The sequence below is a fragment of the Polyangium fumosum genome (assembly GCF_005144585.1).
In the GTDB taxonomy this organism is placed as follows: domain Bacteria; phylum Myxococcota_A; class Polyangia; order Polyangiales; family Polyangiaceae; genus Polyangium; species Polyangium fumosum.
Window position 1 is genome coordinate 18404 of record NZ_SSMQ01000081.1, and the last position, 26422, is coordinate 44825.

The following is a 26422-nucleotide window of genomic DNA, read 5'->3' on the forward strand; positions in this document are numbered from 1 at the left end:
ATTCTTCTCCAGGGGTACTCCCCCAAACGCGCGGCGGTGCGGTAGCCTGAGGTATGCGCCGCACACCGCTTTTTGCTTCCTCCCTCGCCCTCGTCCTCGCCGCAAGCACCGCCGACGCGCTCGTCACGGAGCCGAACGGCCTCGTCGTGCCGCTCGATTCGGCCAACGGCGAGGTCCAGCTCTACACCATGTTCCAGAACCTGAACGATCCCGTCGACTGGAAGGCCGACGCGCATACCACGCCGAACGCGTTCTCGCCGCTGTGCGGCTTCACCGCGAGGTTCGTGCTCAACGAGGCCGGCTCGCACTTCGGCCTCGCCTGGTACAACGAGACCGGGCAGAAGCCGCAGCCTGCGGATCTGCACGTCCTCGTGCCGCCGAACTCGCCGGTCGGCACCATGTTCAACGGCACGTCGATCAAGAACGATCCGGGCTACGCCGGCGGGCTCGTCGGCTTCGCGCTCGTGGGCGGCGAGACGCACTACACGAACCCGGCCTACAACAACCTCTGCTCGGCCTGCAACCCGGCGGCGCCGTGGGTCACGGCGATGATTTACGCCTCGAAGACCACGCCGAACGCCTATTACATCGCCTTCGAGGACGGGTCGACCAGCGCGTCGGGCTGGAACAACGACGGCGATTTCAACGACGACGTCTATTTCCTCACCGGCATCACCTGTTCCGGCGGCGGCCAGCCTTGCGAGACGGGCAATCCCGGCGTCTGCGCGGCGGGCGTGACGCAATGCACCTCGAACGGCGTCGTGTGCCAGCAGCTCACGCAGCCGGCGGGCGAGAGCTGCAACGGGATCGACGACGATTGCAACGGGCCGGTCGACGAGGGGGACATCTGCCCGGCGGGGTACGTTTGCGACAAGGGCACCTGCGTGCAGAGCTGCAAGGGCGGCGAGTTCGACTGTTTGCCCGATCAGGCCTGCAACAGCAGCGGCTACTGCGTCGATGCCGCGTGCAAGGACGTGTCCTGCGAGGCCGGCAAGGTCTGCGTCGGTGGCACGTGCAAGGGCCCGTGCGACGACGTCACGTGTCCGTTCCCGCAGGTTTGTCGCGTGGGTGCGTGCGTCGATCCGTGCGCCGGGGTGACGTGCGAGAGTGGCCAGGTCTGCGACGGCGGCGTGTGCGTCACGCGCTGCGATTGCCTGCCCTGCGCCGGCGGCAAGGCGTGCGAGACGATGAGCGGCCTCTGCGTGGACGTGGCGTGCATTGGCGTGACGTGCGACGCGGGGACGCATTGCGCGGGCGGGACGTGCGTGGACGATTGCATGGGCGCGGTGTGCCCGACGGGCCAGACGTGCATGGCGGGGCAATGCGTGGAGAACCCGAGCAGCTCGGACGCGAGCAGCAGCTCGTCGGGGATCTTCGGCACCGGCGGCGAGGGCGGCGCCGCGGGGGGCGGCGGGATGGGCGGCATGGCGGGAAGCGGCGGGAGTGGTGGTCCCGGCGGCCCCGACTTGAGCGGCAGCGAAGGGTCGTGCGGATGCCGGGTGGCGGGAGACGAGGAGACGACGGGGGCCGCGTGGGCGGCGCTGGCGATGATGGGGCTCGCGGCCATGCGGCGGCGGCGAGCGCGCTGAGGTTTGCCCTGGGCGTGCCAGGCGCGGGACGTCCTACGCCCCACCCCGCCCGAGGCTCCGTCCTCGAAACGCATGCATCGTCCGCGTGCCGGCGGAAAACCTCCCCGAGACCCGCGCGCCCCTCGGGACCACGAATTCCCGCCCGGCGCCAAGCTCCATATCCATGCCATTGATGCGCAGCACGTAGCTGCCTTCCAGGACGGCGAGGTATTCGTCGGCGTCGCGCCACTGCTCGTCCGTATCCGCGTCGGTCTTGGCGTGGCACAGCAGGATCTGCGTGCCATCCGCGCCGTCGAACACGTAGGCCTCGACGCCGGGGATGTGCAGGGAATCCGCCGCGACGTGGTTCGCCGCGCTCGTCAGGAAGGCCGGGAAGCTGCCCAGGCCGAAACGCGCGGCGTACTCCGCATTGAGCGCGGAGAAGCGCGCCTTGTCGAATCCGGCGGCCGGCGTTCCGTCGACCGCTGCCTCCAGGTTGTCGAGGCAAAAGTGCCAGCCCGTGGCGTCGCGGGCGACGTTCGCGCGCTCCGCCGGGATCGTCGTGAAGATCAAGAGGCAGCCTTTGCCCTCGGGCACGAGCTCCCACCGGAGCAGGTCTCCTTCCCACGTGTATTCGAGCAAGCGCGGCGGCTCGAAGACCAAAAGTTTTCCCGCGCCCGGCGCGCCTTCCTCGAAGAAGAACTGCAGCTCGGCGCCGGCCTTGCGGGCGCCCTCGATGCGGGCGGGGAACCAGTGGGCGAGCTCCTGGGTTTCCGTGAGCGCGCGCCAAACCTTTTCGGGGGCGTGGGCGAGGCGCCGCTCGAATCGAAGCTCGACGTGATTGCCTTTTGTGGTCAGGGTCCCGTTTTTCATCGTTTCCTCCTCGGGGGCGGGCTCGGGCGGGCGCTCGCGGGGGGGTCGTCCGCCATCGTGGTAAGGTGGCGCTCGAGCGCGTCGAGCCGCTGCGACCAGAGCTCGCGATACGGCGCGAGCCAGGCGTCGAGCTCCACGAGGGGCTCCGGGCGCAAGCGGTAGAGCCGGCGCTGCGCGTCCTGCTCCACATCGACGAGCCGCGCATCCTTGAGCACGCGCAGGTGCTTGGACACGGTGGGCTGGGTGAGCCCGAGCCGATGCGAAAGCTCCCCGACAGGGCAACGTCCCTCGCGGAGAACGTCGAGGATGCGCCTTCGGTTCGGCTCTGCAACGACTTCGAACGCGCTCAACATGGACGCGTATATGCCCATCAAGGCATATACTTGTCAAGGCATGTACGATCAGAAGCGCCTCGCCCGAAAGAAATTCCCCGTCGGATCGTTGACACGAGCGCGAGCGCACGATGGGCTGAGGGGCGATGGGCGAGACGACCGAGAGCAAAACCGTGGGGGATGTCACGATCACCATCCTGCGACCCAAGAGCAGGCTCGCGGAGCTCGCGGGTCGGGTCCGTGTGGTGCTCGGAAAAGACCTCCCCGACGACGTCGCGGCGTTCTACGAAAGGAGCGACGGCCTCACGTTCCGCGCCACCCGCGGCGGCGTGCCCCTGGGCGAGGAAGCCTCGATCTGCGGGCTCGAAGCGGCCTTCGCGGGCTTTCGCCCGCACCGACAATACCGTCGCAGGAGCGACTACGAGAACGACGTGGAAGCGGGGGATCTTTACGATCAGCCGTTCTGCGAGGAGCTCTGGAGCGACGGATTCGAGGTGGCGTCGAAGCGCGATCTCGATCGCCTGAACACGCTGAAGCGGTCGAAGCTGCTCGTATCCGTCCCCGGCGCGTCCGCATGGCTCACCATCGACCCCTTCGATCCGAAGGGCGCACCCTATCGGATCGGCCTCGCGCAGGACGGATGCGAGCTCTTCCCCCTCGATCTTTTGTTTTCGGACTTCGTCGCGTGGTTTTGTCGTTTCGGGGCGGCCCCCTGGTACCTCGCCTTCGCCGGCAAAAAGGCCGAGAAGGCGATGAACATCGATTTCGCAGCCGAGATCGAGAGGAGCCTCGCGGCGTATGCCGGTGCGTTCCCGGCCGAGGTCGCGGCGCTCCTCCAGCGGGTGGATCGGCGGCGAAGACCCCACGCGTCGGGTTGACTTGAGCCTGTACGTCGAGAACCATGTCGTGATGGATTCCTTCCTCGCTTTCATTCCGCTTTCCAACTGGCTGCGGGGCTTCGACCGCTACGGGATGCGGTATTCGAAGGCGCTGATCGGCGAATCGAGGTTTCCCGACGCGTTCTACATGCTGAAGGAGGACGAGCGCTGGGCGCCGGGGCTCGAAAAGGCGCGGCGGCTCGTGGCGAAGCTCGGTCGGCCACAGGATCGCGTGGTGGCGCTGCGGGCGCGGCTCCCGGTCGGGCCTGCGGGGATGCGCCCGAACGACGTGACCGGCACGGGCATTGGCTGGCGCTGGCCAGCGAGCGAGATCCCGCTCTCCGGCGTGGCGTGGGTCGACGAGAAGGATTCGCTCGTCCCCACGCGGCACGAGGAGATCACCGCGGAGGCCTTCCGCCTCGACGACGACAGGCTCGTCGAATGGGCGAAGTGCCGGCCGCGGAGCGTGTCGGTGCTGCCCGTCGCGAAGGCCTGCCAGGCGCGGTGTGGCTTCTGCTTCTCGAAGGCGAGCGTGTCCGATCTCGCGCGCCAGCGGAGTGGCACGCTCGCGCATTCTCTCACCTGGGCGAAGCTCGCGAAGGAGCGGGGCGCCGAGCGCGCCGTCATCACCGGGGGCGGCGAGCCGACGCTGCTCGAACCCGAGAAGCTCCGCGCGCTCGTGCGTGGCCTCGCGGGGTTGTTCCCGACAACCTTGCTCATCACGAATGGCGCGCGCCTCGACCTCGCGCAGCTCGAAGCCCTCCGGGAAGCCGGGCTCACGACGCTCGCGGTGAGCCGCCACGGCGTGACGCGAGAAGACGATGCGCGGATCATGGGGATCGAGGTCGACTCCGGGGCGCTCGGGCGTGCGCCGGGGCTCCGCACGCGGGCGATTTGTGTGCTCCAGCGGGGCGGCGTCGACGACGCCGCGAAGGTGCGCGCCTACCTCGAACGCAGCGCCGCCGAGGGGTTTCAGGAGGTTTGTTTCAAGGAGCTCTACGTTTCGAGCCTCTCGGAAAACCCGTGGGCGCCGAGCCGCGCGAACCAGTTTTGCGAGACGAACCAGGTGCCGCTCTCGCTCGTGCTCCACACGCTCGCCGAGCTCGGCTTCGAGAAATGCGCGGAATTGCCCTGGGGGAGCCCCGTGTTCGAAGGCGACATCCAAGGCCGCGCGCTGCGCGTGGCCGCGTATACGGAGCCCTCGGTCGGCTGGGAGCGCACGCATGGGATCGTTCGCTCGTGGAACGTGATGGCCGACGGAACCTGCCTCGCCTCGCTGGAAGATCCGAGCTCCACGTTATGAACCACGAAACCTTCCTCGCGCGCCGCGCCGAGCTCCGGGCCGCGCGGCCTTCGCTCGTCGACCTCGCGGAGCTGAACGTCTACCGGAGCCTCGGGCGTGCCTTCCCCTCCATCGTGCCCTCGACCCACCCGGAAGCGCCTTATCGTTGTCACCTCGCGGAGCGATTCCTCGCGCACCTCGATCTCCCGCAGGCGCTGAAGCCACGCACGCAGGTCAGCCACGGCGTCCGCCGTTCGCTCCGCGCGCTCTTCGGTCTCCTCGCAAGGCGGAACGCGCGTGTTGGCGTGCCCGCCGATGTCTACCCCGTCTATCTGCACCTCGCGGCGGAGGCGGGCGCGACGATCGTCCCGTGGGAGGCGCGCGCCGGTCTTCCCGCGCTCGACGCGCTCGACGCATTGTTGATTTGCGAGCCCCTGAAGCCCTGGGGCACGGCGCTTGCGCCCCACGAAGCGGACGCGCTTCGGCGCTGGGCGCGCGCGGACGACCGTCGTATGCTGATCCTCGATTCGGTTTATGCGACGCCGCCGACGGAGGTCTCGCGGGCCTTGCTCGAAGACGAGAGCGCCGTTTTTCTCACGTCGCTCTCGAAGGGCTGGCTCGTCCCGGATCACGCGGGGATCTGCATCGTGCCCGAGCGCTTCCGGAAGCAGACGCGGGACGTGTTCGCCGAGCTGCCGAAGGACGAAGGACGCCTTCGAATCGGATATGCGGCGCTCACCGAACATGCTGCCCGTCCCCAGGAAGTCTCGGCCGCCTTGCGCGAGCGTGCGCGCAGGCTCGACGCCCTGACGAGCGCGAGGCCCGAGCTGAAAGCCTCTCCGTGCACCGGCTACTTCGCGACATCGTCGAGGTCGTTCCACGAATTGCTGGAAATGGGCATCCTCGGTGTCCCCGCGACAGTCTTCGGCGGACCCGAGGACCTCAGCGTGCTGTCGAGCCTCGAAGGCTGAGCCGCCGGCCGCTCTCCGGCCGGTGGGTCTTCGGGCGGTTGGGGATGACGTCCGGAGGGTCGAGGCTCCATGACGATCGCAGATCCCGTGGCCTCGTACCGACCATTGCCGGCGTTTGCCGCAATCGCTCTCGTCCTCGTGTCCGGCGCTCGCGCCTCGGCCGTCACGCCGCCACCCGTCTCGGCGCGGGCGGGCACGGCCAGGGTCGACCGCAGCAAACCGAGCGGTCCCACGCCCATGGTGCAACGCGGGCTCATCCTGCCCACGGGGCTGCTCGATCCCTACGTGAGCACCTTCGCCGAGCGCCCCATCGATAGAGGCTTCCATCGCTTCGGGGCGAGCATCGGCACGTTATGGGGCATCGTCCCCGAGGTGCACGTCGATCTCCAGATCGGCCCCTATTACATCGGCCAGGAGCCGCTCCCGGGCACGAACCGCCTCACCTTCACCGGTCGGTTCGTCAAAACCCGGCCCGTCGACCTCGGCGCCTCCTTCATGACCGTCTTCGACCCGAACCCCACGCACCCGTTCGTCAGCTACGTTCAGCCGGGCCTGCCTGCCATCCTCCGTCCGAACAAGCACCTCCGTATCGATACCGGCGTTTATGTCCCCTGGTATCCCACCACGGATTCGCATGTCGGCGTTCGTGTCCCGATGAACGTGTACGTCCAGCTCGCGGAGCGTTTCCACATCGGCGGGGCGAGCGTCCTCATCGTTGGAGACCTCCGTGATCCGCGAGCGACCACGTCCATTCCCGTGGGGTTGACCGGCGGCTACAGCGCGGGCCCAGAGCTCGATTTCCTGGCGCTCACGCCCTATGTGACCTGGACGCGCTTCTATTCGCCCGCGACCGGCGCCCTGGACACGCGCGCGTTCGTCGTCGGACTCATCGCCGACTTCATTCTCGATCTTCGGTAAATCAGACGTCACGGAGCGCGTGACGTGACTCGGGTTACCTCCTATCCTCGGGATCGGAGGTTCCCATGCATTTTCTTCACCGCTCGTTGCAATTTGTAGTCCCTGCGGTGCTCGTCCTCTCCGCGTGCACGGTCACGCCCCATGGCACGTTCTCTTCGGAGAGCGGCGCCGAGGTGGGCGAATCGAGCGGTGGGCAGGGCGGGAGCGCCGGGGCCGGTGGAATGGGCAGCGGGAACGCCGGAATGGGCGGCGAGGGCGGAGATCTTTTCGGCGAAGGCGGATTCATGGGCGCGGGAGGTGGATCCGGCGGCGACGGTTGCGTGGACGAGGCGAGGCTCGTGTACATCATCGGCCAGGACAACGAGCTCTACAGCTTCAACCCGCCCACGCTCGAGGTGAAGCTCATCGGCGTGATCGATTGCCCCACCGGCGGCCTCGGCACGCCGTTCTCGATGGCCGTCGACCGCCGAGGGACGGCGTGGATCCTCTTCAGCGACGGCCGCATCTACCACGTCGACGTGAAGACGGCGGCCTGCGCGGCGACCACGTTCACCCCGGGACAGCAGGGGTTTACCACGTTCGGGATGGGGTTTGTCTCCAATGCGAAGGGCAGCGCGGAGGAGACGCTTTACGTCGCCGACTACAACGGCAAGGGCCTCGCGCAGATCGACCCGAAGACGTTCGAGCTCTCGTTCGTCGGCCCGTGGGACCAGCTCTCCGGCGCGGCGGAGCTCACGGGCACGGGCGACGCGCGTATCTTCGGGTTTTTTAATTACAGCCCGATCATCATCGCCGAGATCGACAAACTCTCGGGCAAAATCCTGAGCCAGGCCCCGCAGCCGACGGTGACGATCGGGAGCGGCTGGGCATTCGCGGTGTGGGGCGGCGATTTCTGGTTGTTCACGAGCCCCACGGGCGACTCGCAGATCCAGCAGTATCGACCGTCGACCGGAAAGACGACCGTGGTGAAGACGGGCCTCGGCACGAACATCGTCGGCGCGGGCGTGTCCACCTGCGCGCCGATCGAGACGCCGAAATGAGCGCTACTGGAAGTTGATGGCGATCCACCCGCCGGCCGCGCTGAAGCCACAGGCGACCTTCGAGAAGTATTTCGCGCTCATGTTCACGTAATGCCCGCACACATCGCCCGTGGCTTGCCCGTAGAAATCACAGTTCGGGCAGTCCGGGTTGTACCCTTCGTTGCAGGCGTCGCAGCCGGAGCATCCGTTCTGGTCCCGCTCGGCCCACATCCCGTCGAGGCAGCCCGAGACATTCTCGGCCCCGTGGCCCAGGCACTCGTTCTGGCCGCTGCCATTGCAGGTCGGGTAGAGGCCCATGCCCCACGACCCGTGCGCCTTGTTGTTCTCTTGATCCCACGTCGCCTGCTGATCCACGCAGGGCTCCGCTTCCTTCCAGCGCGCGAAGGGCGGGAGCCCCATCGTCGCGCGGTGCGTGTTGATCGTGTCGACACACGCCTGCCGGGCCGCCTCGTACGGATCGGACCCGCCGCCGCTGCTGCTGGTCGTGCCGCCGCCGCCGTTGCCGCCGCTGCCGCTCGACGCGCTGCTGCTCGGCATTCCTCCTTGGCCGGCGTTGCCGCCGCTGCCGCCTTCACCCGCCCCGCCTTCACCGCCGCTTCCTTGGGAATCCGCGCCCGAACACGCGGCGACGCCGGCCGCCAAAAGACACAGAAGAACCCGAGAGGCCATCTTCATCGACATGGGGAAGCTCCTTGCTACCGCCCCGAGTGTAGAGGACGACAACGGGCGCCTGGTATGGAAAACGACCCGGGCAGCCGTCAAACCCGGTGGGCGGAAGGGGCAGGGGCGCGGCGTGGCTTGCCGGCGCGGCGCTTCATGACGTACCGGAGCGCCTCCTCCAGATTTCCGAGCGTCACGACGCTCCCGAGATCCACGCCGAGGCCCACGAGCGCCGTGGCCACCCCGGGATTGACGCCCGTCACGAGCGCCGTCGCGCCGAGCAACCCGAGCGCCCGTAGCACCTTGAAGAGGTGATCGGCGGTCGTCGCGTCGACCTCGCCGATGCCCGTCATGTCGAGGATCACGTAATGCGCCTGTTCCCGCACGACCGCTTCGAGCAAGGTGGCGAGGATCTGCTCGGCGCGCGCCCCGTCGATCGTCCCGACGAGCGGCAGCGCGAGCGCGCCCTCCCATACACGCGCGATCGGCGTGGAGAGCGTGCGGATCGCGCCCTCTTGCTGCGCGATCAGGTCGAGCTGCCGGCGGAGCGTGCGTTCGGCTTCGACGCGCTCGGTGACGTCCAGCGCGACGCCGAGCACGCCCTCCACGGGGCCGCCGTCCTCGCGCGTGATCGGGATGTATCGGCATTCCCAGACGGTGCCGTTCGTCGCGGCGAGGGTCGTCGAAAAGGTGCCGGCGAGGGCGCCGCGGATCGCGCCGACGATCTCGGGGACGTCCCGGTAGACCTCGAATGCGCTCATGCCGACGACCTCGCCGGGCGCGAACCCGAGCGCGCGCAGCCCTGCGCCGTCGGACAGCGTGAAAATGCCGTTCTTGTCGGTGGACCAGAGGACGAGTGGGGTATTGTCGAGCATGCGCCGCAGGAAGCGGCGCTCGGCGGCGAGCGTGGCGCGTGTCTCGGTCTCCTCGGTCGTATCGCGAATGAAAGCGGCGCGGCCGAGGAGCTCGCCCTTCTCGTCGCGCAGGGCGCGAAAAAGCCATTCACAATGAAAACGCGCGCCGTCTTTCCGGACGCACGGGGCCGTGAACGATTGCGGGCTCGTGGGGTCGAGCTGCGAGACGAGCGCGCCCGGGTCCGCGTCCGTATCGGGGCCGAGGAGATCGCGTATCGTTTTTCCGATGACCTCGACCCCGACGTAGCCGAAGATCCGCTCGGCCTCGGGGTTCCACGCGACGATGGTGCCCTTCGTGTCGAGGCCCACGATGCCCATCGGCGCCTCGCGCGTGAGCGCACCCAGCAATTTTGCATCCTCGAAATGAGCCGGCGCAGCACGTTCCTCGATCCCCATCTGGCCCGTGTACCAAAAGAGCAGCCGGCCGGAAAGCGCTGTCCTCCCGCGGGAGTACGCTTCGCTACGGGGGGATCGGGGAGGCGTGGGACGTCATGGAGGTGACGGTGAGCATCCCTCCCTGGTGCGAACGCGGAGGGTTTGGCGGAGCGAGCCCGTTCGCCCTCACGAAAGCAAGGGCTGGGTCGAAAGGCGAGGCGAGCGCGCCGCGCCATTGGCACGCCCTTGTTCGACGAGCGCGTCGCCCGCCGGCCGGAGCACCTGCGCCGCCGCTTGCCGCCGCAACGAGGTGACCTCCTCCGCGGGGAGAAAACCGTGCTCCCGGGGCGGCGCTTCGCCCGGGACCGTCGTGTCCTTGCAGGCCACCCGGAGCGCCTGTTCCAGCGTCGCCGCGACCTCGCGGGCGAGCGACGCGCCGCCCGTGCCGATCGCCCAGCGCACGAAGGCCCATCCGAGCTCGGCGTGGCGCATCTCGTCCTCGGCGATCTCCAGCAATGCCAGGCGCACCGCCCGTGGCCCCGCCTCCTGCGCGGCCGCGGCGGCCTCGATGGCCGCGAGCGTCTCGCCCACGCAACCTTCGACCACGGTGGCGAGCGTGGCCGCCGTGAGCGAGCCGAGATCCTCGAAGGCCCCGTCCACGGCGAGCGGACCGAAGCCGAGCGACGCGCCGCCATACGCCGACGCGAGCGCCATGGCGAGGCGCGCGTGCCGCACTTCGTCGAGCGCCGCTTGATGGGCCGCCTCGACGAGCGCAGGCGGCGCGCCGATCGCCATCAGCGCCATGGAGAATCGGGCGAACGAGGCCACGGAAGCGTGCTCGTATCGACCTCGCTCGGCCCAGCGCTGCGCGAGGCGCGCGCGCACGTCGGCCGGAAGATGTGCCGTATCGAGTTCACGGAGCGCGGCATTGAAATCGCGGAGGCCCTCGGCGCGATCGGCAGGCGCGTCCGGCGCGCTCGACCAGGCGCTCGGCCCTTCACGCACGTCGGCGAGCCTTGGCGTTCCTTGCACGAGGAGCGGCCGGCCATCGCAGCCGATCGAGCCGGCGAGATAACAGCAGCTCTCGGTGCTGCCGGCGTCTTCATTGGCATACGGCCCGCGGAGCGGCTGGCATTCGCATTCCCCGGAGCCCGGCGGCCGTCCCGCGAGCTCGACCTTGTCCACGTCAGGACAAACGCCGTTCACGGGCGTGGTGCAGAGGGTGATGTCGCAACATTGGCCATGAAAACCAAAACCGTCGTCGTACACGGGCCCGTAACAGGCGGGCGCCGGGGCAGGTTCGAGGGTTTGGGGAGCGGTTTCCGTGTCGGGGGCACCCGGGCCGCCCTCGACGTTGGCCCCGCACCCCGAGGCGAGGAGGAGGCTTGCGCCCCATTGAGAAGCGATGAGAAGGCGATGCAGGTAGACACGCATATGGATCCCCTTGGCAACTCGCGTGCCGCCGCCGGCACGTTGGTTTTTGCGTCCGATGCGTCGTTCGGGCTGTGCCGGCTTGTGCCGAGCGTGTCGGGGCGTGCTACCCCCTCGGCGTGACCACGGCCGCCCGTCCTCCGCTCCCGCTCCCGATCTCCACGCCCCTCGCGCCGCCCGACGGCTTCGACGCGCGCCTCGCGGAGATAGGCGTTCGCCTCGACGCGCCCGTCCTCGCGAAGCTCGGCGACTACCTCGCGCGGCTGCTCGCGATGAACGAGCAGATGAACCTCACCGCGATCAAAGATCCAACCGAAGCCTGGGAAAAACACGCGCTCGACGCGCTCACGCTCTTGCCCTTGCTCGGGGACGTCGGCGCGGGATCACGGCTCGTCGATATCGGCTCGGGCGGCGGGTTGCCCGGCATTCCGATCGCGATCGCCCGGCCCGATCTCCAGGTCACGCTGGTCGACGCGACGCAGAAAAAAACGGCGTTTCTCTCGGCCGTCGCGGAAGCGCTTGGCCTCACGAACGTGGAAGCACGCGCGGGCCGCGCCGAGCAGCTCGGGGCTTCGGAGCTTCGCGGGGGGTTCGACGTCGTGACCGCGCGCGCCGTGGCGCGCTTGCATGCGCTCGTGCCGCTCACGGCGCCGTTCGCGAAGCCGGGCGGGCTCGTGCTCCTCGTGAAGGGCCAGCGCGCCGACGAAGAGCTCGCCGAGGCCAAACGCGTGCTCGTCGAGCAAGGGACGACCCACGAAAAGACGGTCGCGACGCCGACGGGGCGGATCGTCGTGCTCCGGCGAGGATCGGGCGAGGCGCGGCGCAAGGGAAAGCGGTGAATATGCGCGCCCGGCTGGGGATTGCGCCGGCCGCATGATTCGCATTTCGCCGCAGAGCTCGAACGTCGATGGCACGATCGGATGGCCGTCGTCGTTCCTCCCACGCCCGCGCCACGCGTCGCTCAGGCGGGCCTCGCGGTCACGACCGAAAGCTGCTCCTCGATCTGCCCGATCAACCACCCGATGAAATGCTCTTTGGGCATGACGCTCGAGACGTGGAGCCCCGACCAGATGGGCGAGCGGACCGAGGAAGTATCGCAGCTCTGCACGACCACGGGCACGTCGCGGATGCGGGCGTCGCTGCGGATCGCGCGGACGAGCTCCACCCCGTTCATCACCGGCATGTGGATGTCCGTGATGACGAGCGCGACCGCGTGCGACGCGAGGAGGGAGAGCGCCTCGCGTCCGTTCTCGGCTTCGAGCACCTGAAACCGTGGCTCCAGCACCGATCGATACACGTGGCGCAGGAACGGGTCGTCCTCGACGAGCAAGATGGCCCCGCCCGTGGCCCCGCCGAGGACACGCGCCACCACCGCCCGCAGCTCCCCGGCCGTGACCGGCTTCTCCACGTACCCCGACACGCCGTGGAGGATGGCCTCGGCCTCGCGCTTGACCACGGTGACGAAGACCGTGGGAATGCCTTGGCTCCTGAGCACGCGGTTCAGGGCAAACCCATCCATCTCGGGCATGAGGACGTCGAGCAGGGCGAGATCCGGCTTCCACGTCGAGAGCATCCGGAGCGCGTCACGACTGCCCGGGCTCGTGTGAACCTCGTGCCCGACGTCGGCGAGCGCAGAGGCCATCCAGAGCCTGGTTTCGTCGTCGTCGTCCACGATCAGGAGCTTCGCCATGGCCCGTCCTTCCCTCGCTCCGCTTTCCTTCCTTCACGCCGCCCTGGCCCCTGTCGAGGTGGCAGCCCTGCGGAGGCGGAACCAGAACCGGGCCCCTCCCTCGGGAGGCGCGGCGTACCCGATCGCGCCGCCCCAGCGCTCGACGGTGATGCGGCAGAAATAAAGCCCGAGCCCCGTGCCCGCCTCGGGCCCGATCCCCCGGCCGAACCGCTCGAACAGCCGCGCCGCGAGCGAAGGCGGCACGCCCGGCCCCTCATCCTCGACGCTCACTTCGAGGCTCGTGTCGTCCCCGCGCACGCGGACGTGCACGTGGCCCCCGACCGGGCTGTGGCGGACGGCGTTGTCGAGCAGGTTCGCGAGGACCCGCACGAGCCGAGGCTCGTCCGCGACGACGAAGCTGCCCGGCGGCGGCGCGTCCCGCTCGATCCGCACGTTCCGGCCGCGCGCCGTGCGCTCGTGCTCGGCCACGACGTGGGGGAGCACGACGTGCAGATCGCACACCACGGCCTCCTCGTGCGTGGCGTCGAGGCCGCCGTGCTCGGCGGCGAACACGGTCAGGATCTCGCGGATCATCGAGCGCTGCCGGAGCGCGGCGTCGAGCGCGGCGTCGAGGAGGACGCCGTCCTCGCCGGGCGGATCTCGCTCGTCGAGGGACGAGAGCACGCCGAGGATCGTCTGGAGCGGGCTCGCGAGGTCGTGGACGATGCAATGCATGAGGATGTCTTTCTGTTCGATCTCGCGGGCGAGCGCGTCGTAGGTGATGCGCAGCTCGCGCGCGCGCTGAAGGACGAGGCGCCGCTCGTGGAAGAGCTCGTCGCAGCGGGTGATCACGAGCAGGCGAGCGGGGCCCACGAGGAGCGCGGTCGCTTCGAGGGGCAGCTCCTCGCCGCCTTCGGCCGTCTCGCACCAGACGTCGGAGTCGATCCGCGTCGCGCCTTCGCCCTGCCAGACGGCCTCCGCCTCGGGCAGGAAGACCTCGAGGAACGGGAACAGGCTCTCCACGCGGATGGGCGTGTCCGCGTGGAGCACGCCCCGCATCCGGTGCGCGAACCAGGCGGGCGCGTCGCCGCGTTGCAAGAACGTCCCGTCCGGCTGGCGTTCGAGGACGACCTTCCCGAGGGACGCGAGGATCGAGCTTGCGATCGAGGTCTCCATGCGAGCGAGCCCTTCAGCGCGGGAGCAGCGCGTGGCCGAGCGCGCGGAAGGCCTCTTCGACGCCCGCGCCGGTCTTGGCGCTGGTCTCGAAGACGGGCCAGCGCGCGGCGAGCTCCCGCTCGGAGGCGTCGTCGAGCTCCCACAAGGCGCGCAGATCGGCCTTGTTCAGCACGAGGACACGCGGGACGTCGCCGAGCAGCGCCGCGGCGGTGTGGTGCAGGGCGAGCGCGGTCTCCACCGTCGCGCGGCGGGTCCCGTCGGCGACGAGGAGATACCCCGCGGCGCCGCGCAGGTACGAGAGGCGGACGCGCTGGAACTCGTCCTCGCCGCTCAGATCCCAGAGGACCAGGACGATCTCGTGATCGTCGTAGTGGATGTGCTTCGTCTCGATCCTCGTCCCGATCGTGGTCTGGTACGTGTCGGAAAAGATGCTGCGGACGAAGCGCAGGACGAGGCTCGTCTTGCCGACGCCCGTGGCGCCGAGCAGGCACACCTTGCGCTTCGCGAGCGTGCTCATGAGCCCTCGCGCGCCGGCGAAAGGCGCACGACGAACGTGACCTTGGGCGCGGCCCGAACCGCGTCCCCGACGCCCCGCGCGGCGAGCGGCTCGGTCGGGACGCCCCGCGCGCCGAGCGCGGTCGACACGCTCGACGCGCGCTCCTCGCTGAGGCGCTGGTTTCTCTCGGGTGTGCCCGTGGCGTCGGCGTGCCCCACGATCTCGATCCGCGCGGAAAGGCCGCCCCGTGGAGCGGCGTCGAGGAGCCCTTGCACGGCGCGCGCCGCGGCGTCGAGGCGGGCGCGCTCGGCTTGGGACGGGCGGGCCGAGCCGCGCGGGAACACGATCTCGATGCCCTCCAGCGTGGCCGCCGCCGCCTTTGCGGTACGGAGGGCCTCGGCCTCGAAGAGGCGCGTATCATCGAGCGCCGTGACGCCCGGCAGGCTCGTGGCGAGCAGCCGCGCCCGGTCGATCCAAGCGCGCTCGGCGACGCCCGTGATCCGAAGCGTCCCGTCGGCGAGGCCCAGCGAGACCCCGGCCGGCGGCCGGAGCACCTGGGAGGCGCGTCGCTCCGTGAGCGGTGGATCCAGCGAGTAGATCGGCTTGAAGCGCAGCTCGACCTCCGAGACGTCGAGCCCATGGCGCGCGAGCAATGCGGCCGGATCCTTCGCGAGGGGATCCCCGAGCCCCTCGACGAAGCTGCGCCCTTCCTGACGCCCCGTCCTCGTCACCAAAAGGCCAGGCTCTTCGCGGAGCGCATCCACGTACGCGTCGAAGCGTCGATTCCGGTCGTGCACGGTCTTCCACCCGATCCCGGCGCCGACGAGGGCGAGCGTTGCGATGGCGGCGAGCACGAGCACCCCGCGGCGGCGGCTCGTCGGCTTCTGGATCCGCTCCTCCCGCATGCACCCGACGAGCGCGTCGCGGGCCTTCTCGAACGCGGCCACCTCGCCTTGGAAGTGCGAAAGGGCGTCCGCGTAGGTCCGGTGGATCTCCTCCAGCGTTCCGGCGAGCGACACCTCCACGTCCTTCGACGCGACGCCGCGGACGATGGCGACCAGCATGGCGCGCGGGCCGTGCTCGACGATGCCGGTCAGCTCACCGACGCAGAAGCGCGACAACCCGGCTTCTGTTTTTTCACGAAAGGCGTCGCGGGCGAAATCGTCGATGGCCGCGAGCATCGCTGACACCTGATCGGGATCCTCCGACGTCACGTCCTCCGCGGCCACGTGCTGCAACACGATCCCGCTCTCGTGGTGCACCAGGAACACGTGCTCCACCCGGTAGGCGAGGCTGTGGCGCATCACGACCTCGACGAAGGGAAGGCCGGTGCGGGCCGCCTCGATGCGCCAGCGCAGGCTCGTCAGCGTCATCGTCCGCTGGACCATGTCGTCGATCCGCAGGACGAGCGCTTCGAGCGCGGCGCGGGCGGCCTTCCGGACGGCGGGGCCGATCGAGGGGAAGATGGCCTCCGCGAAGAGCTCCGGGTTCTTGCGGACAGCGTCGTGGATGCTCGCCAGCAGGAGCGGCTGCATCGCGGACGCGAGCTCCTCGCCGCGCTTCTGGCTCACGACGGCCGCGCGGGCCAGCACCTCGCCGATGGCCTCGGCGAGGGCCTCGGGCGTCTCGAGCTTGTGTTCGAGGGACTTCAGCCGCTCTTGTTCGGGCTGTACGAGCAGCGGGCGGAGGTCGTCGAGGGTGTAGTCGTGGTCTCGCCGCCGCGCCCGCGCGCGCAGGCGGGCGCTCATGACTGCTCGGCGCGAGGCTCCGGCGTGCGTGCTCCCTCGACGACCCCGCTCGCGGGGCCGCCGGCCTCGGACGGCTCCCCGGTGTACACGGCGAGCTCCCGCTGGAGCGTGGACATGAGCTCGTCCCGGAGCGAGCGGGATTGCTCGACGAACCCTTTGGCCTCGTCGAGGATCTGCTGGCGGAAATCACGTTGCGCCCGGACGAGCCCGTCTTCGAGCTTCTTGATGCGCTGGTCGAGCTCGGCGACGGCGTCGCGCGCCTCGCGCGCCACGTTGTTCAGCGCGGCCACCTGCGCCGCGCGGTCGGACTCCCGCTGCGTGCCCTGCGCGTCCGTCTCTCGCTTCACGTGGGCTTCGAGCACGTCGATCATGCGCCTCGTATCGGCGCGCAGCTCCTCGCCTTGGGACGCGACGAGGCCCTCGATGCGCGCGAGCTTTCGCTCGAAATCGCGAACGATGGCCCCGAAGAGGATCTCGCGCACCTGATCGAGGTTGTTCGCCGGCGGCGGCGCTGCGTGCGTGGTCCCCCTGCTTTCGAGCTCCGCGCGTGCACTCGGGTTCATGGCTCCCCTCGTCCCGACCGGCCTCTCGCGTGGACTCGGCCGCGAGCGTTCCGGGCCCCCTTGTCGTCCAGATGCGCTGGAATCCATAGGAAATGACTCCCTTGGCCGCGCTGGATCCATAAAGCCGTGGACGCTCATCGCCACCCCGCGGCGCCGCACCCACCGCTGGCGTCGGCCGATCGGATCGGCCGACGCCCGGCGGCTCAGAACTGCTGCTCGATGTCGATCAGCCGCTCCTCGAAATCGATCTTCCGCTTCGGGGCGGCCGGGCTCGGCGAGGGCGGCGATTGCATCTGCTTGCGCCGCACGTCGAACACGAGCGAGGGCGGGTATTCGACCTGATACGACACGCGGAACTCGCGCTCCTCGCGCGGCGCGAGCGTCATCGTGAAACGAACGATCCCCTTCGCGTCGGGTTTTTCGTTCGGCGTGATCTTGACGTTGCTCACGCGGATCTCGGTGTTCTCCGAGACGGGGATGCGCTCGGCGAGGACCACGGTGACGGGGCGATCCGACAGGTTCTTCGCCTTGCTGACGAACGAGAGCTGCATGCGGTTTCGCGCGTTGCGCTGGAGCGAGCTCTGGTGTTTGTCGAGCTCCCGCGTCAGCTTGACCTGGTCGGCCACACTAAAAAAGACGGAAAAATCCTCGTCCTTGGTGACGAAATCGATATCGGTCATCCCGAGGAACGCGCCGTCCTGGTATCGGGCGACGCTGCCGGGCAGGAGCGGCTGGCCCGTCTTGTTGGCCATCTCCAGGGTGACGGCGGCGTTGAGCGACTCTTCCGGGGCGGCGATGATGCGGCGTTGCGCCTTGATGCGGCTCGACCCGGTGCGGAGCCGGATCGAGCGGCCGTCCGAGCGCACGATCGCCGGATCCTTCGCGACGAAATGCGCCGTCGTGCCGCGCGTCTGCAGGCCCTGGAAGATCTGCACGGTCTTGCTCTGCACGCGCTCGAGCAGCGCCAGGTTCGACGAATAGGATTGATCGAACTGCTCCACCTCCGAGACACGCTGCGAGATCGCCTGGTTCATCCGGTTCCAGTGGCGGTTTTGCTCCTCGAATTTCTTCTGCGCGGAGCTGAACGAGGTCACCTGCCGCGTCACGCTCCTCGTCACCTCCTGCGTCTTGCCGAGCGCCAGCATTTCGAGCTCCGGGATCCGCTCGCTGTCGGACGAGGACTGCGTCGAGAACGAGAGCTCCGCGTGGCTCCAATCTTCGCCCGTCGTCTGCGTGACCACGGCGAACGACGTGAGCTCCACCCAGTCGGGATCGGCCGCGCTGGCGCGCACCTCGTGCATCGGCTCCCACGTGGCGCCGGGCGTGGCATACGTGAGCGTCAGCGACGCATTCGCGGCGGCGGTGCCTTGCACGGTCACGAGCACCGTCGTCTCTTCCAGCTTGGTCAGGCGGCGCAGCTCCTCCAGATTGCGGGCGCTCGCCTCCACGTCGGGGGCGAGCTGCTCGCGCGCGGCCTGCACCTCGCGCCGCGACGTGCTCGTCTTGCGCAGCGCCCCGGAGACGAAATCGATCACCTGGCCGTACGTGTCGACCTTGATGTCTTTCGTGACGGCGTCTCCTTCGAGCTTCTCCACGGAGAACACCTTGATCGATTCGACGTGCTGCTGCTGCGCGTTCAGGATCGCGAGCTCGTCGTCGAGCGCTTGCAGCTTCCGGAGCAGCGCCCTGTGTTTCTCCTCGACCTTGCGAAACCCTTCGTCCGTGGATCGCGCGAGGAAGCGCCGCTCGACGACCACGTCCACGATCTTTCCGGCGCTCGTCGCGGCGCGCACGGAGCCTTCGTCGACCCAGCCGGGCAGCTTCTTGAAACGGAAGACCGTGGGCTCGGTCGTCAGGGCCACCGCCGCCTCGCGGCTCACGAGGGCCCGATCGGAGTACACCGTGACCTTCGTGATCCGCGACGCCACGCCTCGGTCGGCGGGGTCCTCGGCCGTATCGGCGACGCTCGCGGCGAGGGCGAACACGGGCGGCGTGCTTTGCGGCGGCGTGTTTTCCGCGCGCGGCGTCACGGCCGGGGGCGTGCTCGTGCACCCGAGGGCTGCGGAAACCAGGAGAGCGAGGGCGATCCACTTCGAAGGGCGGGGCGGCGTCATGGAAGGCCCTACTGTACGAGCGAGACGCGCCGAAGATCTATTTTTCCCGAGGTGTGACCCAGCAAGCCGCGTGCGGTACGATGCCGCCATGCTTCTCCCGACGCTGCGTTACCAGCTCGACATCTCCTGGGCTCTCCTCTCCCTGCATTTGGACGGCCTCCGCGACGAAATGTGCCTGTGGGAGCCCGCGCCCGGCGCGTGGACGGTGCGGCCCGCGAACGGCCGCTGGGTCGCCGATCTCGTCCTGCCCGAGCCGGACCCGCCGCCCACGACCACGATCGGCTGGGTGACCTGGCATATCGGCTGGTGGTGGACGGGCGCGTATGCCCATACCTTCGGCGCGAAGCGCGGCGAGCCGCTCGACATGATCGAGCACGCGAAGACCGTGGACTGGCCCGGCAGCGCCGAAGCCGCCGCCGCGTGGCTGACCCGCTTGCGGGATCAATGGTCGAAGGCGCTCGACGGTCTCACGGAGGCCGATCTGGACCAGCACGTGGCGTGGTTCGACAAGCCCCTGGGCCACGTGATTGCCTGGGCCAACATCGAGCTCATGAAGAATGCCGCCGAGGTGGGCCAGCTCAGGCTCCTGTACAGGGCGCGCCAGGGCTGAACGACCGGAGCATGGGGCTCCTCTCGCGCCGCAGGGTTGCAGCGTTCGGGTGGGACGAGGCCGTCGCTTCCGGGTATCGAGGGCGAGCCCAAAGGCGACGGGGACGTGTGCGCGAGAGAGGGGGGGCAGGGTCGGGAGAGGCGAGGCCGAGTCTCCGGAGACACGAGGTCGAGCCTTGGAGGGACGACGACGCGTCTCGGGAGAGCGCGGCCGAGCCTCCGGAGACACGAGGTCGAGCCTCCGGAGACACGAGGTCGTGCCTTGGAGACACGAGGTCGAGCCTTGGAGGGACGACGACGCGTCTCGGGAGAGCGCGGCCGAGCCTCCGGAGACACGAGGTCGAGCCTTGGAGGGACGACGACGCGTCTCGGGAGAGCGCGGCCGAGCCTCCGGAGACACGAGGTCGAGCCTTGGAGACACGAGGTCGCGCCTTGGAGGGACGACGACGCGTCTCGGGAGAGCGCGGCCGAGCCTCCGGAGACACGAGGTCGTGCCTTGGAGACACGAGCGCGAAGGAAGGCGCGGCGGGCTCGAATCCCGCGTGCGTGCGAGCCCGTCCTGCGCGGGCTCGGAAAAACCCCGTCTTGCGACGGCCACCGGCCGGCGTTACGAGCCGCGTGCGGCGCTCTGGCTCCGCACGTCGGGGGAGGGAACAGGCATGGCGCGCGTGGCGAGGGCGCTCGGCCACCGGCGAGGGGGCGAAGCGAAGGGGGGGAGCAAGCTCGAGGCCCGCTCCTCGCGGTCGATGCTCGTGCCGCTCGTGCTGGCGCAGTTCCTCGCGAGTTACGACTCCTCGAGCATGAACGTCGCCATCAGCCGGATCACGGCGGACCTCGGGACGACGGTCACCGGCGTGCAGACGGCCATCACCGTGTTCACGTTGACCATGGCGGCGCTGATGATCCCGGGCAGCAAGCTCAGCGACATCTGGGGACGCAAGCGCTGCTTCGTGCTCGGAATCGCCATTTACGGGCTCGGGGCCTTCGTCACGGCCATCGCGCCCGCCCTTTCGGTCATGGTGATCGGGTGGTCGCTGCTCGAAGGCATCGGCTCGGCGCTGATGATCCCTCCGATCTATATCTTGACGACGGTCTCGTTCGCCGATCCGGTCTCGCGCGCGAAGGCGTTCGCGCTGGTCAGCGCCGCGGCAGGCCTCGGCTCGGCCAGCGGCCCGCTCATCGGCGGGCTCATCACGTCGACGATTTCGTGGCGCGCCTCGTTTTTCACCGAGGCCCTCATCACCCTCGGGATTCTCTATTCGAGCCGTCGGATCCTCGACAAAGGCCCCACCGGTCCGAGGCCCGCATTCGATCTCGTGGGCGCGGCGTTGTCCGCGGCCGGCCTCGCCTCCATCGTCATCGGCATCCTCCAGGCCGGGACGTACGGTTGGCTGCGCGCTCGCAAGGATTTCGCGCTCGGTGATTCCGTGATCCTCGCGCGAGGGGACGTCTCGCCGGTCATCGTCTTCACGGCTATCGGCGCCTTCCTGCTCGCTCTCTTCTTCGTCCACGTACGACGCCGGGAACGGTCGGGAAAAACGCCGCTCTTGTCGACCCGGCTGTTCGCCAGCCGGACGGTGAACCTCGGGCTCGTGACCCAAAACGCACAGTGGTTCCTGTTGCTCGGGACGTCCTTCGTCATCGCTGTCTTCTTGCAGGTCAGCCGGGGGTACGACGCCATTCGAACCGGCATCATCGTGACGCCCGCGACGCTCGGGATCCTGCTCGCTTCGGGGCGAACGGACCGGATGACACGGAGGTACTCCCAGCGCGCGATCATCCGCGCTGGATTCGCGACGGCCCTTTCGGGCATCGCCCTCCTGATCTTGCTCGTGCGCGCGACGGCCAGCGTCGCCCTCTTCGCGCCCGGGCTTTTTTTGCTGGGCTTCGGCGCGGGCATCATGCTCACGGCCTCCGTGAATACCGTGCAGTCGAGCGTGCCGGACGAGGAGCAGGGCGAGATCTCCGGCGTATCGCGCAGCGTGTCGAACCTGGGATCGTCGCTCGGCACGGCGATCGCGGGCGCTGTGCTGATCTCGGCCCTCCATGCAGGCATCGGCTCCCGCGCGGCGGAGAGCGTGGTGCTGTCGGCGGACGAGAAACAAGAGCTCACGGCAGCGCTCGAACGCAGCGTCAGCACCGTGAGCGACGCGGAGGTCCGCGAGGTCTTGCAGGGCAAACCCCCGTCCGTCGTGGACGAGGTGACGAGGATCAATGCCGAGGCGCGGGACCGAGCGATCGGCCTGGCCCTGGGATCGGTCTTTCTGTTCGGGCTGATCGGCCTCGCCGCGGCGATGTTCCTCCCGAAAAACACCGGGCGTCCTCGGCCCGAGCAAACCTCGACGTGAAGCTCGCTTCGGCATGGCCGTTGCCTTTCCCAGGGACCAAAAGGAGCACATCCATGAGCGATCTCGTCGTCATTGCCTATCCCGAGGAGAACCGAGCGGCGGAGGTCATGTCGACCCTCCAACGGCTGAGCAGCGAGAACCTCGTTGATCTCGAGGACGCCTGTTATGTGACCAAGCGCCCGGATGGCAAGATCCGGCTCCACCAGAGCAGGGACCTCACGGCCGCCGGCGCGCTGTCGGGCGGATTGTGGGGCATGTTGATCGGCCTCATCTTCCTCGCCCCCGTGTTTGGCGCGGCGATCGGCGCCTTGAGCGGCGCGATCACGGGCAAGGCGGCGGACTATGGGATCGACGATGCGTTCATCAAGCGGCTCGCGGAGCAGATGAAACCAGGGAGCTCGGCGATCTTCACGCTCACACGCAAGGTCACGGCCGACAAGGTCGTCCCGGAGCTCGCCAAGTACGGCGGGACCGTGCTGCGGACCTCGCTGGCCAAGGACGCGGAGCAGAAGCTCGAGGCGGCGCTCCAGGGCCAAAAGGCCGCGTGAACGTGCGCCGCCCCGGCGCGTAGGAGACCGGCTCACGCAGCCTTCCGGAACCCCTCCCTCTCGGCAAGCCAATCCCGGATCACGTCGATCCGCGACCGAGCGTCCGGGCGCTCCGCGCTCACATCGGCAGGCTCCCATCGCCCTGGCACACGGCGAAGCGAGAGCGACGCAATGCTGTCCGGGAGCACGGGCGCCGAGGTCAGCTCTTCGCCCTTCGGCTCGAGACCCATGAGGATACGGATGGCGAGCAAGGGCGCTCCGGACGCCCAGGCCTGCGGGCTCGATGCCGTGGGGTATTCGACGGGGAAGCCGGTCGCCTTGCGCTCGTACCCGGCGAAGACCTCGGGCAGGCGAAAACGGAAGAACCTCGCGGCGTCGAAGAGAGCCGCGCAGATGCGGCTCGCTTCCTCGCGATATCCATACCGTGCCAGGCCCGCGGCAATGAGGGCGTTGTCGTGGGGCCAGACCGTACCGTGTGGTACTCGATCGGATTGAACCCCGCTTCACCGTCGGCCATCGTCCGGATGCCCCAGCCAGAGAAGAGCGCCGGGCCCATGAGGTGGCGGACGATCGGCTCGACCTTGTCGTCCTCGACGATCCCGCTCCACAGGAGATGCCCGATGTTCGAGGTGAGGCTGTCGACCTTGCGCTTCCGACCATCGAGCGCGAGGGCGAAGAAGCCTCGCTCCGGAATCCAGAAATCTCGATTGAACCGCGCCTTGAGGTCGGCGGCCTCGCGCTCCAATCGCTCGGCGAAGGCCGCATCGCGGAAGATCGACCGTGCGAGCCTCGCACACCGGACCTTCGCATCGTACGCATACCCCTGGAGCTCACAGGTCGCGCGCGGCGTGGGCGCGAGCGTCCCGTCCGCGAACAGGATCGAGTTCCAGGAATCCTTCCAGCATTGGTTTTCGAGGCCCGTCTCGGCCCTTCGTTCGTATTCGATGTACCCGTCGCCGTCGCGGTCGCCGTACTGGTCGATCCACTGGAGCGCGGCGCGCGCGGGCCTCTCCAGCCGGCGCACGAGCGCCGCGTCGCCGGTCCATCGCTCGTATTCGTCGAGCAGGATCAAAAACAGCGGGGTCGCGTCGGCGGTGCCATAATAGGGCGACTGCGGCCGCTCGCCGAAGGCGGTCAGCTCGCCGAAGCGCAGCTCGTGCAGGATTTTCCCCGGCTCCTCGTCGCGGAAATCATCACATGCCCGGCCCTGCCGCCCGCCGAGCACGACGAGCGAGGTCGCGGCGAGCTCGGGGCGGAAGGGCAGCGCTTGATAACTGGTGATCAAGCTGTCGCGGCCGAAGAGCGCCATGAACCAGGGCAGCCCCGCGGCCGGGAGCGCGAATTGCGGGAAGATGTCGGGGTAGGGGTAGAAGCGAAGCGCGGCGAGGTCGACGAGGCTCCTCAGGTAGACTTGCTGGATGATCGGGGGATCGCTGGTCACGAGCGGCGCGTTTTCGATCCATCGCGTGAAGTCTTCGCGCAGGTCCTGCTTGAGCAGGGGCAACGCCTTCGTCGCTTCGACCGCCGTGACGTCGCCGACGAGCGGGCGCACGGAGAACGTGGTCGTCCACGTGGATTTGGGCTGCAATTCGAGCTTGAACACGAAGCCCTCCTCGCTCACGTCACCGGGTTGGCTGGACGCGATGAGGGTGCGCCGCACGAAGCTCTCCCGCCGGTACCCGAGCAGGAGCTCGTGGCCCCGGACCTCACGGGAGACCTCCCCCTTCTTGGCGAGCGCGTCCTTGACCTCGAACAGGTCGGCGAAATCGGCCGCGGCCTCGATACGAAGCTCGATCGTGATCGGCTTCAGGGAATGGTTGATGACCTCGATCTCCTCGCGGAAGCCTTCCCCGGCATACCGTCGCCGGAGGATCGAGAGATAGGGATTCTCATAGATGCTGCCGGTGCGGGGGAACAAGAAAAACTGAGCGAAGTGGTACTCCACGTTGTCTGCCGTGAGCAAGCCGGGGCACTCGCCATTGACGCGGAGGGTCCAGCGCGAGAGGTGACGCGTGTCCTTGTAGAAGAGCCCGTGCGGCTGATCCGGCCCAGCGTCGATGTCCCCCGTTCGATGGGACGTGACGAACGTCGACCCATCGAGGATGCTGATGAAACCTTCGGCCATGACGCCCTCCCTTCACGTTCCGGTTTTTCGCCGATGTACCTGCGGCGAACCGGGGAGGGGCGCAAGGTGCTGGGCAGCAGCCTACTGGGCAAACCAATCGCTGGGCCGCTGCCGCTGGGTGACGACGACGCGCGCCTTCGTCCACGCGCCCGTGGAGGGCGCGATCACGCCCGAGCATTCGATGGGCCGGCCCGACGAACGCTCGTATTCGTCCATGAGGTAGAACCAACCGGAGAACCCGCTGCCGCCCTTCCTCTCGACGTTGTGCGCCCCGTAGCCCGTGAGGCTGACGTCGACCGACTGCGCTCGGCTCCCGCGGGAGCAGGAGACGCTGCCTTTGACCTTGAAGCTCGCGCCGCTCGTGGTCCCCTCGTCGACTACGAGCCAGATGTTGTTGAACGCGTACCCCGTGCCGTGGGCGCCTGCGGAGGCGGCAGGGTGATGCAGGGTGATGAGGAGCGCCTCGACGCCGGGCGCGGGGTACACCGGCTGTCTCACCCCGGACCTCCGCCGCCGCCGAGCGTCGGCGCCCCTCTGGTCTCACGGGCCGGCCGTCGCGTCAATGGTTCCGTCGATCGTACGGTCGGTCCGGAACGCGATGAGTTCGGCGACCTCCTCGGGCCGCGCGGGCCGACCGAGGGGGATACCGCCGAGCGAATCCATCAGCTTTTGCCGTGCGGCATCCATCCCGATGCCGGTGTGCTCGGCCAAGCGTGCGATCAGCGCGGTGGCTGCCGTGGTCTCGGTGAACCCCGGCGCGACCGTGTTCACGCGGATCCCGCGTGGCCCGACCTCGTTCGAAACGCCTTTGCTGTACGTCGCGAGCGCGGCCTTGGCGGCGGCATACGCGAGCGTCGCGTCGTGCAGCGGCATGCGCCGCTGGATGGACGTGACGTGCACGATCGCGCCCGAGCCTTGCGCGAGCATGGCGGGGAGCAAGGCGCGGTCGAGGCGAACGGCCGAGAGCAAGTCCACGTCGAGCGTGTGTTGCCATTCGTCGTCGTCGAGCGCGAGCACGCCTCCGCCCCGGGACGTCGATCCGCCGACGTTGTGCACCACGATATCGATGCCGCCGAGCTGTTCGAGGGTCGCCGCGGCCACGGCGGCGGCGCCTCGGGCCGTGCCGACATCGGCCTTGACGAACGTCACGCCGTCGGGCAGCTCGTCGGCGTCCGACCGCGCCGTCGTGACGACCCTCGCGCCGCCGCGCACGAGGCGTAAGACCGTCGCGCGGCCGATTCCCTTCGTTCCACCGGTCACGAGGGCGCGTTTTTCCGAAAGATCAGCGATTCCTGCAGGCATGGGGCTTCCCTTCTGGCGAGCGTGGGAACGACGGACGTCCCGACCGCGTCGCGATGGGCGCAAGATTGGGCTAAGCTCTCCGCGTGACAAGAACGGACAAAAAAGTAAGGTACTCACCCGAAAGTAAGTCCCCGGCACATCAGGCCGCGCACGACACGACCGAGGCGCTCCAGATCCTCGAAGGCCGCTGGAAAATGGTCATCATCTTCCATCTCTTCGTGCAGCCCGTGATGCGCTTCTCCGAGCTCGAGCGCGCGATTCCGGAGGTCTCGCAGAAGATGCTCATCCAGCAGCTCCGCGACCTCGAGGCGGACGGCGTCGTCGCGCGCACCGTGTACCCCGAAGTGCCGCCCAAGGTCGAATACAGCCTCACCGTCCGGGGCAAGGCGTTATGCCCTGCGCTGGATGCATCGCTGAAGTGGGCCTCGTCGCCCGATGCGCCCAAGCGGAACGACGGTCCCGTGCTCCCGAGCCCATGATCT

The 26422-nt window shown here is 68.7% G+C and carries 24 protein-coding genes and 1 pseudogene; 11 read left to right on the plus strand and 14 right to left on the minus strand.

Annotation, left to right across the window (positions count from 1 at the left end):
- The first annotated feature begins 53 nt into the window (after positions 1-53).
- Positions 54-1589, plus strand: a complete 1536-nt coding sequence (locus tag E8A74_RS44100; protein WP_136935167.1) for an MYXO-CTERM sorting domain-containing protein — start codon at positions 54-56, stop codon at positions 1587-1589.
- A 33-nt stretch (positions 1590-1622) separates the two neighbouring features.
- Here E8A74_RS44100 and E8A74_RS44105 read toward each other — a convergent pair whose 3' ends face one another.
- Together E8A74_RS44105 and E8A74_RS44110 are read right to left on the minus strand one after the other, a co-directional pair.
- Positions 1623-2441 carry an SRPBCC domain-containing protein gene (locus E8A74_RS44105; RefSeq protein WP_136935168.1) on the minus strand — a complete coding sequence of 273 codons (819 nt, stop codon included), beginning with the start codon at positions 2439-2441 and terminating at the stop codon, positions 1623-1625.
- Positions 2438-2794: an ArsR/SmtB family transcription factor gene (locus tag E8A74_RS44110; RefSeq protein ID WP_136935169.1), complete on the minus strand. Its 357-nt coding sequence runs from the start codon at positions 2792-2794 to the stop codon at positions 2438-2440. Before E8A74_RS44110 ends, E8A74_RS44105 begins: the two co-directional genes overlap by 4 nt.
- Positions 2795-2919: 125 nt before the next feature.
- On the opposite strand from E8A74_RS44110, the gene E8A74_RS44115 reads away from it, so the two are divergent.
- The 5 genes from E8A74_RS44115 (at position 2920) to E8A74_RS44135 (ending at position 7862) form a co-directional block, all read left to right on the plus strand.
- The gene (locus E8A74_RS44115; RefSeq protein WP_136935170.1) at positions 2920-3651 is read left to right on the plus strand and encodes a hypothetical protein; all 732 of its coding nucleotides are present in this window, start codon (positions 2920-2922) and stop codon (positions 3649-3651) included.
- Positions 3652-3682: 31 nt separating this feature from the next.
- Entirely contained in the window at positions 3683-4954 is a 1272-nt protein-coding gene (locus E8A74_RS44120) for a radical SAM protein (protein ID WP_136935171.1), read from the plus strand.
- A complete protein-coding gene (locus E8A74_RS44125; protein WP_136935172.1) occupies positions 4951-5904 on the plus strand; it encodes an aminotransferase class I/II-fold pyridoxal phosphate-dependent enzyme in 954 nt (317 codons plus the stop codon). The genes E8A74_RS44120 and E8A74_RS44125 overlap by 4 nt, the downstream gene beginning before the upstream one ends.
- Positions 5905-5973: 69 nt before the next feature.
- Positions 5974-6822: a hypothetical protein gene (locus E8A74_RS44130; RefSeq protein WP_136935173.1), complete on the plus strand. Its 849-nt coding sequence runs from the start codon at positions 5974-5976 to the stop codon at positions 6820-6822.
- Positions 6823-6887: 65 nt separating this feature from the next.
- On the plus strand, positions 6888-7862 hold the full coding sequence (locus E8A74_RS44135; RefSeq protein WP_136935174.1) for an NHL repeat-containing protein: 975 nt from the start codon (positions 6888-6890) through the stop codon (positions 7860-7862).
- 3 nt (positions 7863-7865) lie between these two features.
- On the opposite strand, the gene E8A74_RS53420 is transcribed toward E8A74_RS44135, so the two are convergent.
- The 3 genes from E8A74_RS53420 to E8A74_RS44155 all read right to left on the minus strand — a co-directional run bounded on the left by E8A74_RS53420 (position 7866) and on the right by E8A74_RS44155 (position 11080).
- Complete coding sequence (locus E8A74_RS53420; protein ID WP_170229846.1) at positions 7866-8543, minus strand: hypothetical protein; 678 nt, start codon at positions 8541-8543, stop codon at positions 7866-7868.
- Between the two features lie 77 nt (positions 8544-8620).
- The gene (locus E8A74_RS44150; RefSeq protein ID WP_136935177.1) at positions 8621-9832 is read right to left on the minus strand and encodes a PAS domain S-box protein; all 1212 of its coding nucleotides are present in this window, start codon (positions 9830-9832) and stop codon (positions 8621-8623) included.
- 165 nt (positions 9833-9997) lie between these two features.
- Complete coding sequence (locus E8A74_RS44155) at positions 9998-11080, minus strand: hypothetical protein (RefSeq protein WP_136935178.1); 1083 nt, start codon at positions 11078-11080, stop codon at positions 9998-10000.
- Between the two features lie 281 nt (positions 11081-11361).
- Between E8A74_RS44155 and rsmG the strand changes: the two genes are divergently transcribed.
- Complete coding sequence (rsmG, locus tag E8A74_RS44160; protein WP_136935179.1) at positions 11362-12081, plus strand: 16S rRNA (guanine(527)-N(7))-methyltransferase RsmG; 720 nt, start codon at positions 11362-11364, stop codon at positions 12079-12081.
- Positions 12082-12203: 122 nt separating this feature from the next.
- On the opposite strand, the gene E8A74_RS44165 is transcribed toward rsmG, so the two are convergent.
- From E8A74_RS44165 to E8A74_RS44190, 6 genes are all read right to left on the minus strand, one after another.
- Positions 12204-12932 (minus strand): response regulator, encoded by a 729-nt coding sequence (locus E8A74_RS44165; RefSeq protein WP_136935180.1) that lies wholly within the window; start codon positions 12930-12932, stop codon positions 12204-12206.
- 33 nt (positions 12933-12965) lie between these two features.
- Positions 12966-14087: a sensor histidine kinase gene (locus E8A74_RS44170; RefSeq protein ID WP_136935181.1), complete on the minus strand. Its 1122-nt coding sequence runs from the start codon at positions 14085-14087 to the stop codon at positions 12966-12968.
- A 13-nt stretch (positions 14088-14100) separates the two neighbouring features.
- The gene (locus tag E8A74_RS44175; protein ID WP_136935182.1) at positions 14101-14604 is read right to left on the minus strand and encodes a Rab family GTPase; all 504 of its coding nucleotides are present in this window, start codon (positions 14602-14604) and stop codon (positions 14101-14103) included.
- Positions 14601-16331 carry an OmpA family protein gene (locus tag E8A74_RS44180; protein ID WP_136935183.1) on the minus strand — a complete coding sequence of 577 codons (1731 nt, stop codon included), beginning with the start codon at positions 16329-16331 and terminating at the stop codon, positions 14601-14603. Before E8A74_RS44180 ends, E8A74_RS44175 begins: the two co-directional genes overlap by 4 nt.
- The gene (locus E8A74_RS44185; RefSeq protein WP_136935184.1) at positions 16328-16894 is read right to left on the minus strand and encodes a hypothetical protein; all 567 of its coding nucleotides are present in this window, start codon (positions 16892-16894) and stop codon (positions 16328-16330) included. Before E8A74_RS44185 ends, E8A74_RS44180 begins: the two co-directional genes overlap by 4 nt.
- Positions 16895-17097: 203 nt before the next feature.
- Complete coding sequence (locus E8A74_RS44190) at positions 17098-19008, minus strand: mucoidy inhibitor MuiA family protein (protein ID WP_170229847.1); 1911 nt, start codon at positions 19006-19008, stop codon at positions 17098-17100.
- Between the two features lie 88 nt (positions 19009-19096).
- On the opposite strand from E8A74_RS44190, the gene E8A74_RS44195 reads away from it, so the two are divergent.
- The 3 genes from E8A74_RS44195 to E8A74_RS44205 all read left to right on the plus strand — a co-directional run bounded on the left by E8A74_RS44195 (position 19097) and on the right by E8A74_RS44205 (position 22513).
- Complete coding sequence (locus E8A74_RS44195; RefSeq protein ID WP_136935186.1) at positions 19097-19618, plus strand: DinB family protein; 522 nt, start codon at positions 19097-19099, stop codon at positions 19616-19618.
- Positions 19619-20276: 658 nt separating this feature from the next.
- A complete protein-coding gene (locus E8A74_RS44200; RefSeq protein ID WP_136935187.1) occupies positions 20277-21965 on the plus strand; it encodes an MFS transporter in 1689 nt (562 codons plus the stop codon).
- Positions 21966-22018: 53 nt separating this feature from the next.
- On the plus strand, positions 22019-22513 hold the full coding sequence (locus E8A74_RS44205) for a DUF1269 domain-containing protein (protein WP_136935188.1): 495 nt from the start codon (positions 22019-22021) through the stop codon (positions 22511-22513).
- A gap of 32 nt (positions 22514-22545) precedes the next feature.
- Here E8A74_RS44205 and E8A74_RS44210 read toward each other — a convergent pair.
- From E8A74_RS44210 to E8A74_RS44220, 3 genes and pseudogenes are all read right to left on the minus strand, one after another.
- Positions 22546-24638: pseudogene (locus E8A74_RS44210) on the minus strand (amylo-alpha-1,6-glucosidase).
- An 81-nt stretch (positions 24639-24719) separates the two neighbouring features.
- Positions 24720-25136 (minus strand): hypothetical protein, encoded by a 417-nt coding sequence (locus E8A74_RS44215; RefSeq protein ID WP_136935189.1) that lies wholly within the window; start codon positions 25134-25136, stop codon positions 24720-24722.
- A gap of 42 nt (positions 25137-25178) precedes the next feature.
- Positions 25179-25940: an SDR family oxidoreductase gene (locus E8A74_RS44220; protein ID WP_136935190.1), complete on the minus strand. Its 762-nt coding sequence runs from the start codon at positions 25938-25940 to the stop codon at positions 25179-25181.
- A gap of 83 nt (positions 25941-26023) precedes the next feature.
- On the opposite strand from E8A74_RS44220, the gene E8A74_RS44225 reads away from it, so the two are divergent.
- A complete protein-coding gene (locus E8A74_RS44225) occupies positions 26024-26419 on the plus strand; it encodes a winged helix-turn-helix transcriptional regulator (RefSeq protein ID WP_136935191.1) in 396 nt (131 codons plus the stop codon).
- Positions 26420-26422: the final 3 nt, after the last annotated feature.

What these genes read in the sequence shown, in the direction of transcription:
- E8A74_RS44100 (WP_136935167.1), top strand. Translation starts at nt 54, where the DNA reads ATGCGCCGCACACCGCTTTTTGCTTCCTCCCTCGCCCTCGTCCTCGCC.
- E8A74_RS44105 (WP_136935168.1), bottom strand. Translation starts at nt 2,441, where the DNA reads ATGAAAAACGGGACCCTGACCACAAAAGGCAATCACGTCGAGCTTCGA.
- E8A74_RS44110 (WP_136935169.1), bottom strand. Translation starts at nt 2,794, where the DNA reads ATGTTGAGCGCGTTCGAAGTCGTTGCAGAGCCGAACCGAAGGCGCATC.
- E8A74_RS44115 (WP_136935170.1), top strand. Translation starts at nt 2,920, where the DNA reads ATGGGCGAGACGACCGAGAGCAAAACCGTGGGGGATGTCACGATCACC.
- E8A74_RS44120 (WP_136935171.1), top strand. Translation starts at nt 3,683, where the DNA reads ATGGATTCCTTCCTCGCTTTCATTCCGCTTTCCAACTGGCTGCGGGGC.
- E8A74_RS44125 (WP_136935172.1), top strand. Translation starts at nt 4,951, where the DNA reads ATGAACCACGAAACCTTCCTCGCGCGCCGCGCCGAGCTCCGGGCCGCG.
- E8A74_RS44130 (WP_136935173.1), top strand. Translation starts at nt 5,974, where the DNA reads ATGACGATCGCAGATCCCGTGGCCTCGTACCGACCATTGCCGGCGTTT.
- E8A74_RS44135 (WP_136935174.1), top strand. Translation starts at nt 6,888, where the DNA reads ATGCATTTTCTTCACCGCTCGTTGCAATTTGTAGTCCCTGCGGTGCTC.
- E8A74_RS53420 (WP_170229846.1), bottom strand. Translation starts at nt 8,543, where the DNA reads ATGTCGATGAAGATGGCCTCTCGGGTTCTTCTGTGTCTTTTGGCGGCC.
- E8A74_RS44150 (WP_136935177.1), bottom strand. Translation starts at nt 9,832, where the DNA reads ATGGGGATCGAGGAACGTGCTGCGCCGGCTCATTTCGAGGATGCAAAA.
- E8A74_RS44165 (WP_136935180.1), bottom strand. Translation starts at nt 12,932, where the DNA reads ATGGCGAAGCTCCTGATCGTGGACGACGACGACGAAACCAGGCTCTGG.
- E8A74_RS44170 (WP_136935181.1), bottom strand. Translation starts at nt 14,087, where the DNA reads ATGGAGACCTCGATCGCAAGCTCGATCCTCGCGTCCCTCGGGAAGGTC.
- E8A74_RS44175 (WP_136935182.1), bottom strand. Translation starts at nt 14,604, where the DNA reads ATGAGCACGCTCGCGAAGCGCAAGGTGTGCCTGCTCGGCGCCACGGGC.
- E8A74_RS44180 (WP_136935183.1), bottom strand. Translation starts at nt 16,331, where the DNA reads ATGAGCGCCCGCCTGCGCGCGCGGGCGCGGCGGCGAGACCACGACTAC.
- E8A74_RS44185 (WP_136935184.1), bottom strand. Translation starts at nt 16,894, where the DNA reads ATGAACCCGAGTGCACGCGCGGAGCTCGAAAGCAGGGGGACCACGCAC.
- E8A74_RS44190 (WP_170229847.1), bottom strand. Translation starts at nt 19,008, where the DNA reads ATGACGCCGCCCCGCCCTTCGAAGTGGATCGCCCTCGCTCTCCTGGTT.
- E8A74_RS44195 (WP_136935186.1), top strand. Translation starts at nt 19,097, where the DNA reads ATGCTTCTCCCGACGCTGCGTTACCAGCTCGACATCTCCTGGGCTCTC.
- E8A74_RS44200 (WP_136935187.1), top strand. Translation starts at nt 20,277, where the DNA reads ATGGCGCGCGTGGCGAGGGCGCTCGGCCACCGGCGAGGGGGCGAAGCG.
- E8A74_RS44205 (WP_136935188.1), top strand. Translation starts at nt 22,019, where the DNA reads ATGAGCGATCTCGTCGTCATTGCCTATCCCGAGGAGAACCGAGCGGCG.
- E8A74_RS44220 (WP_136935190.1), bottom strand. Translation starts at nt 25,940, where the DNA reads ATGCCTGCAGGAATCGCTGATCTTTCGGAAAAACGCGCCCTCGTGACC.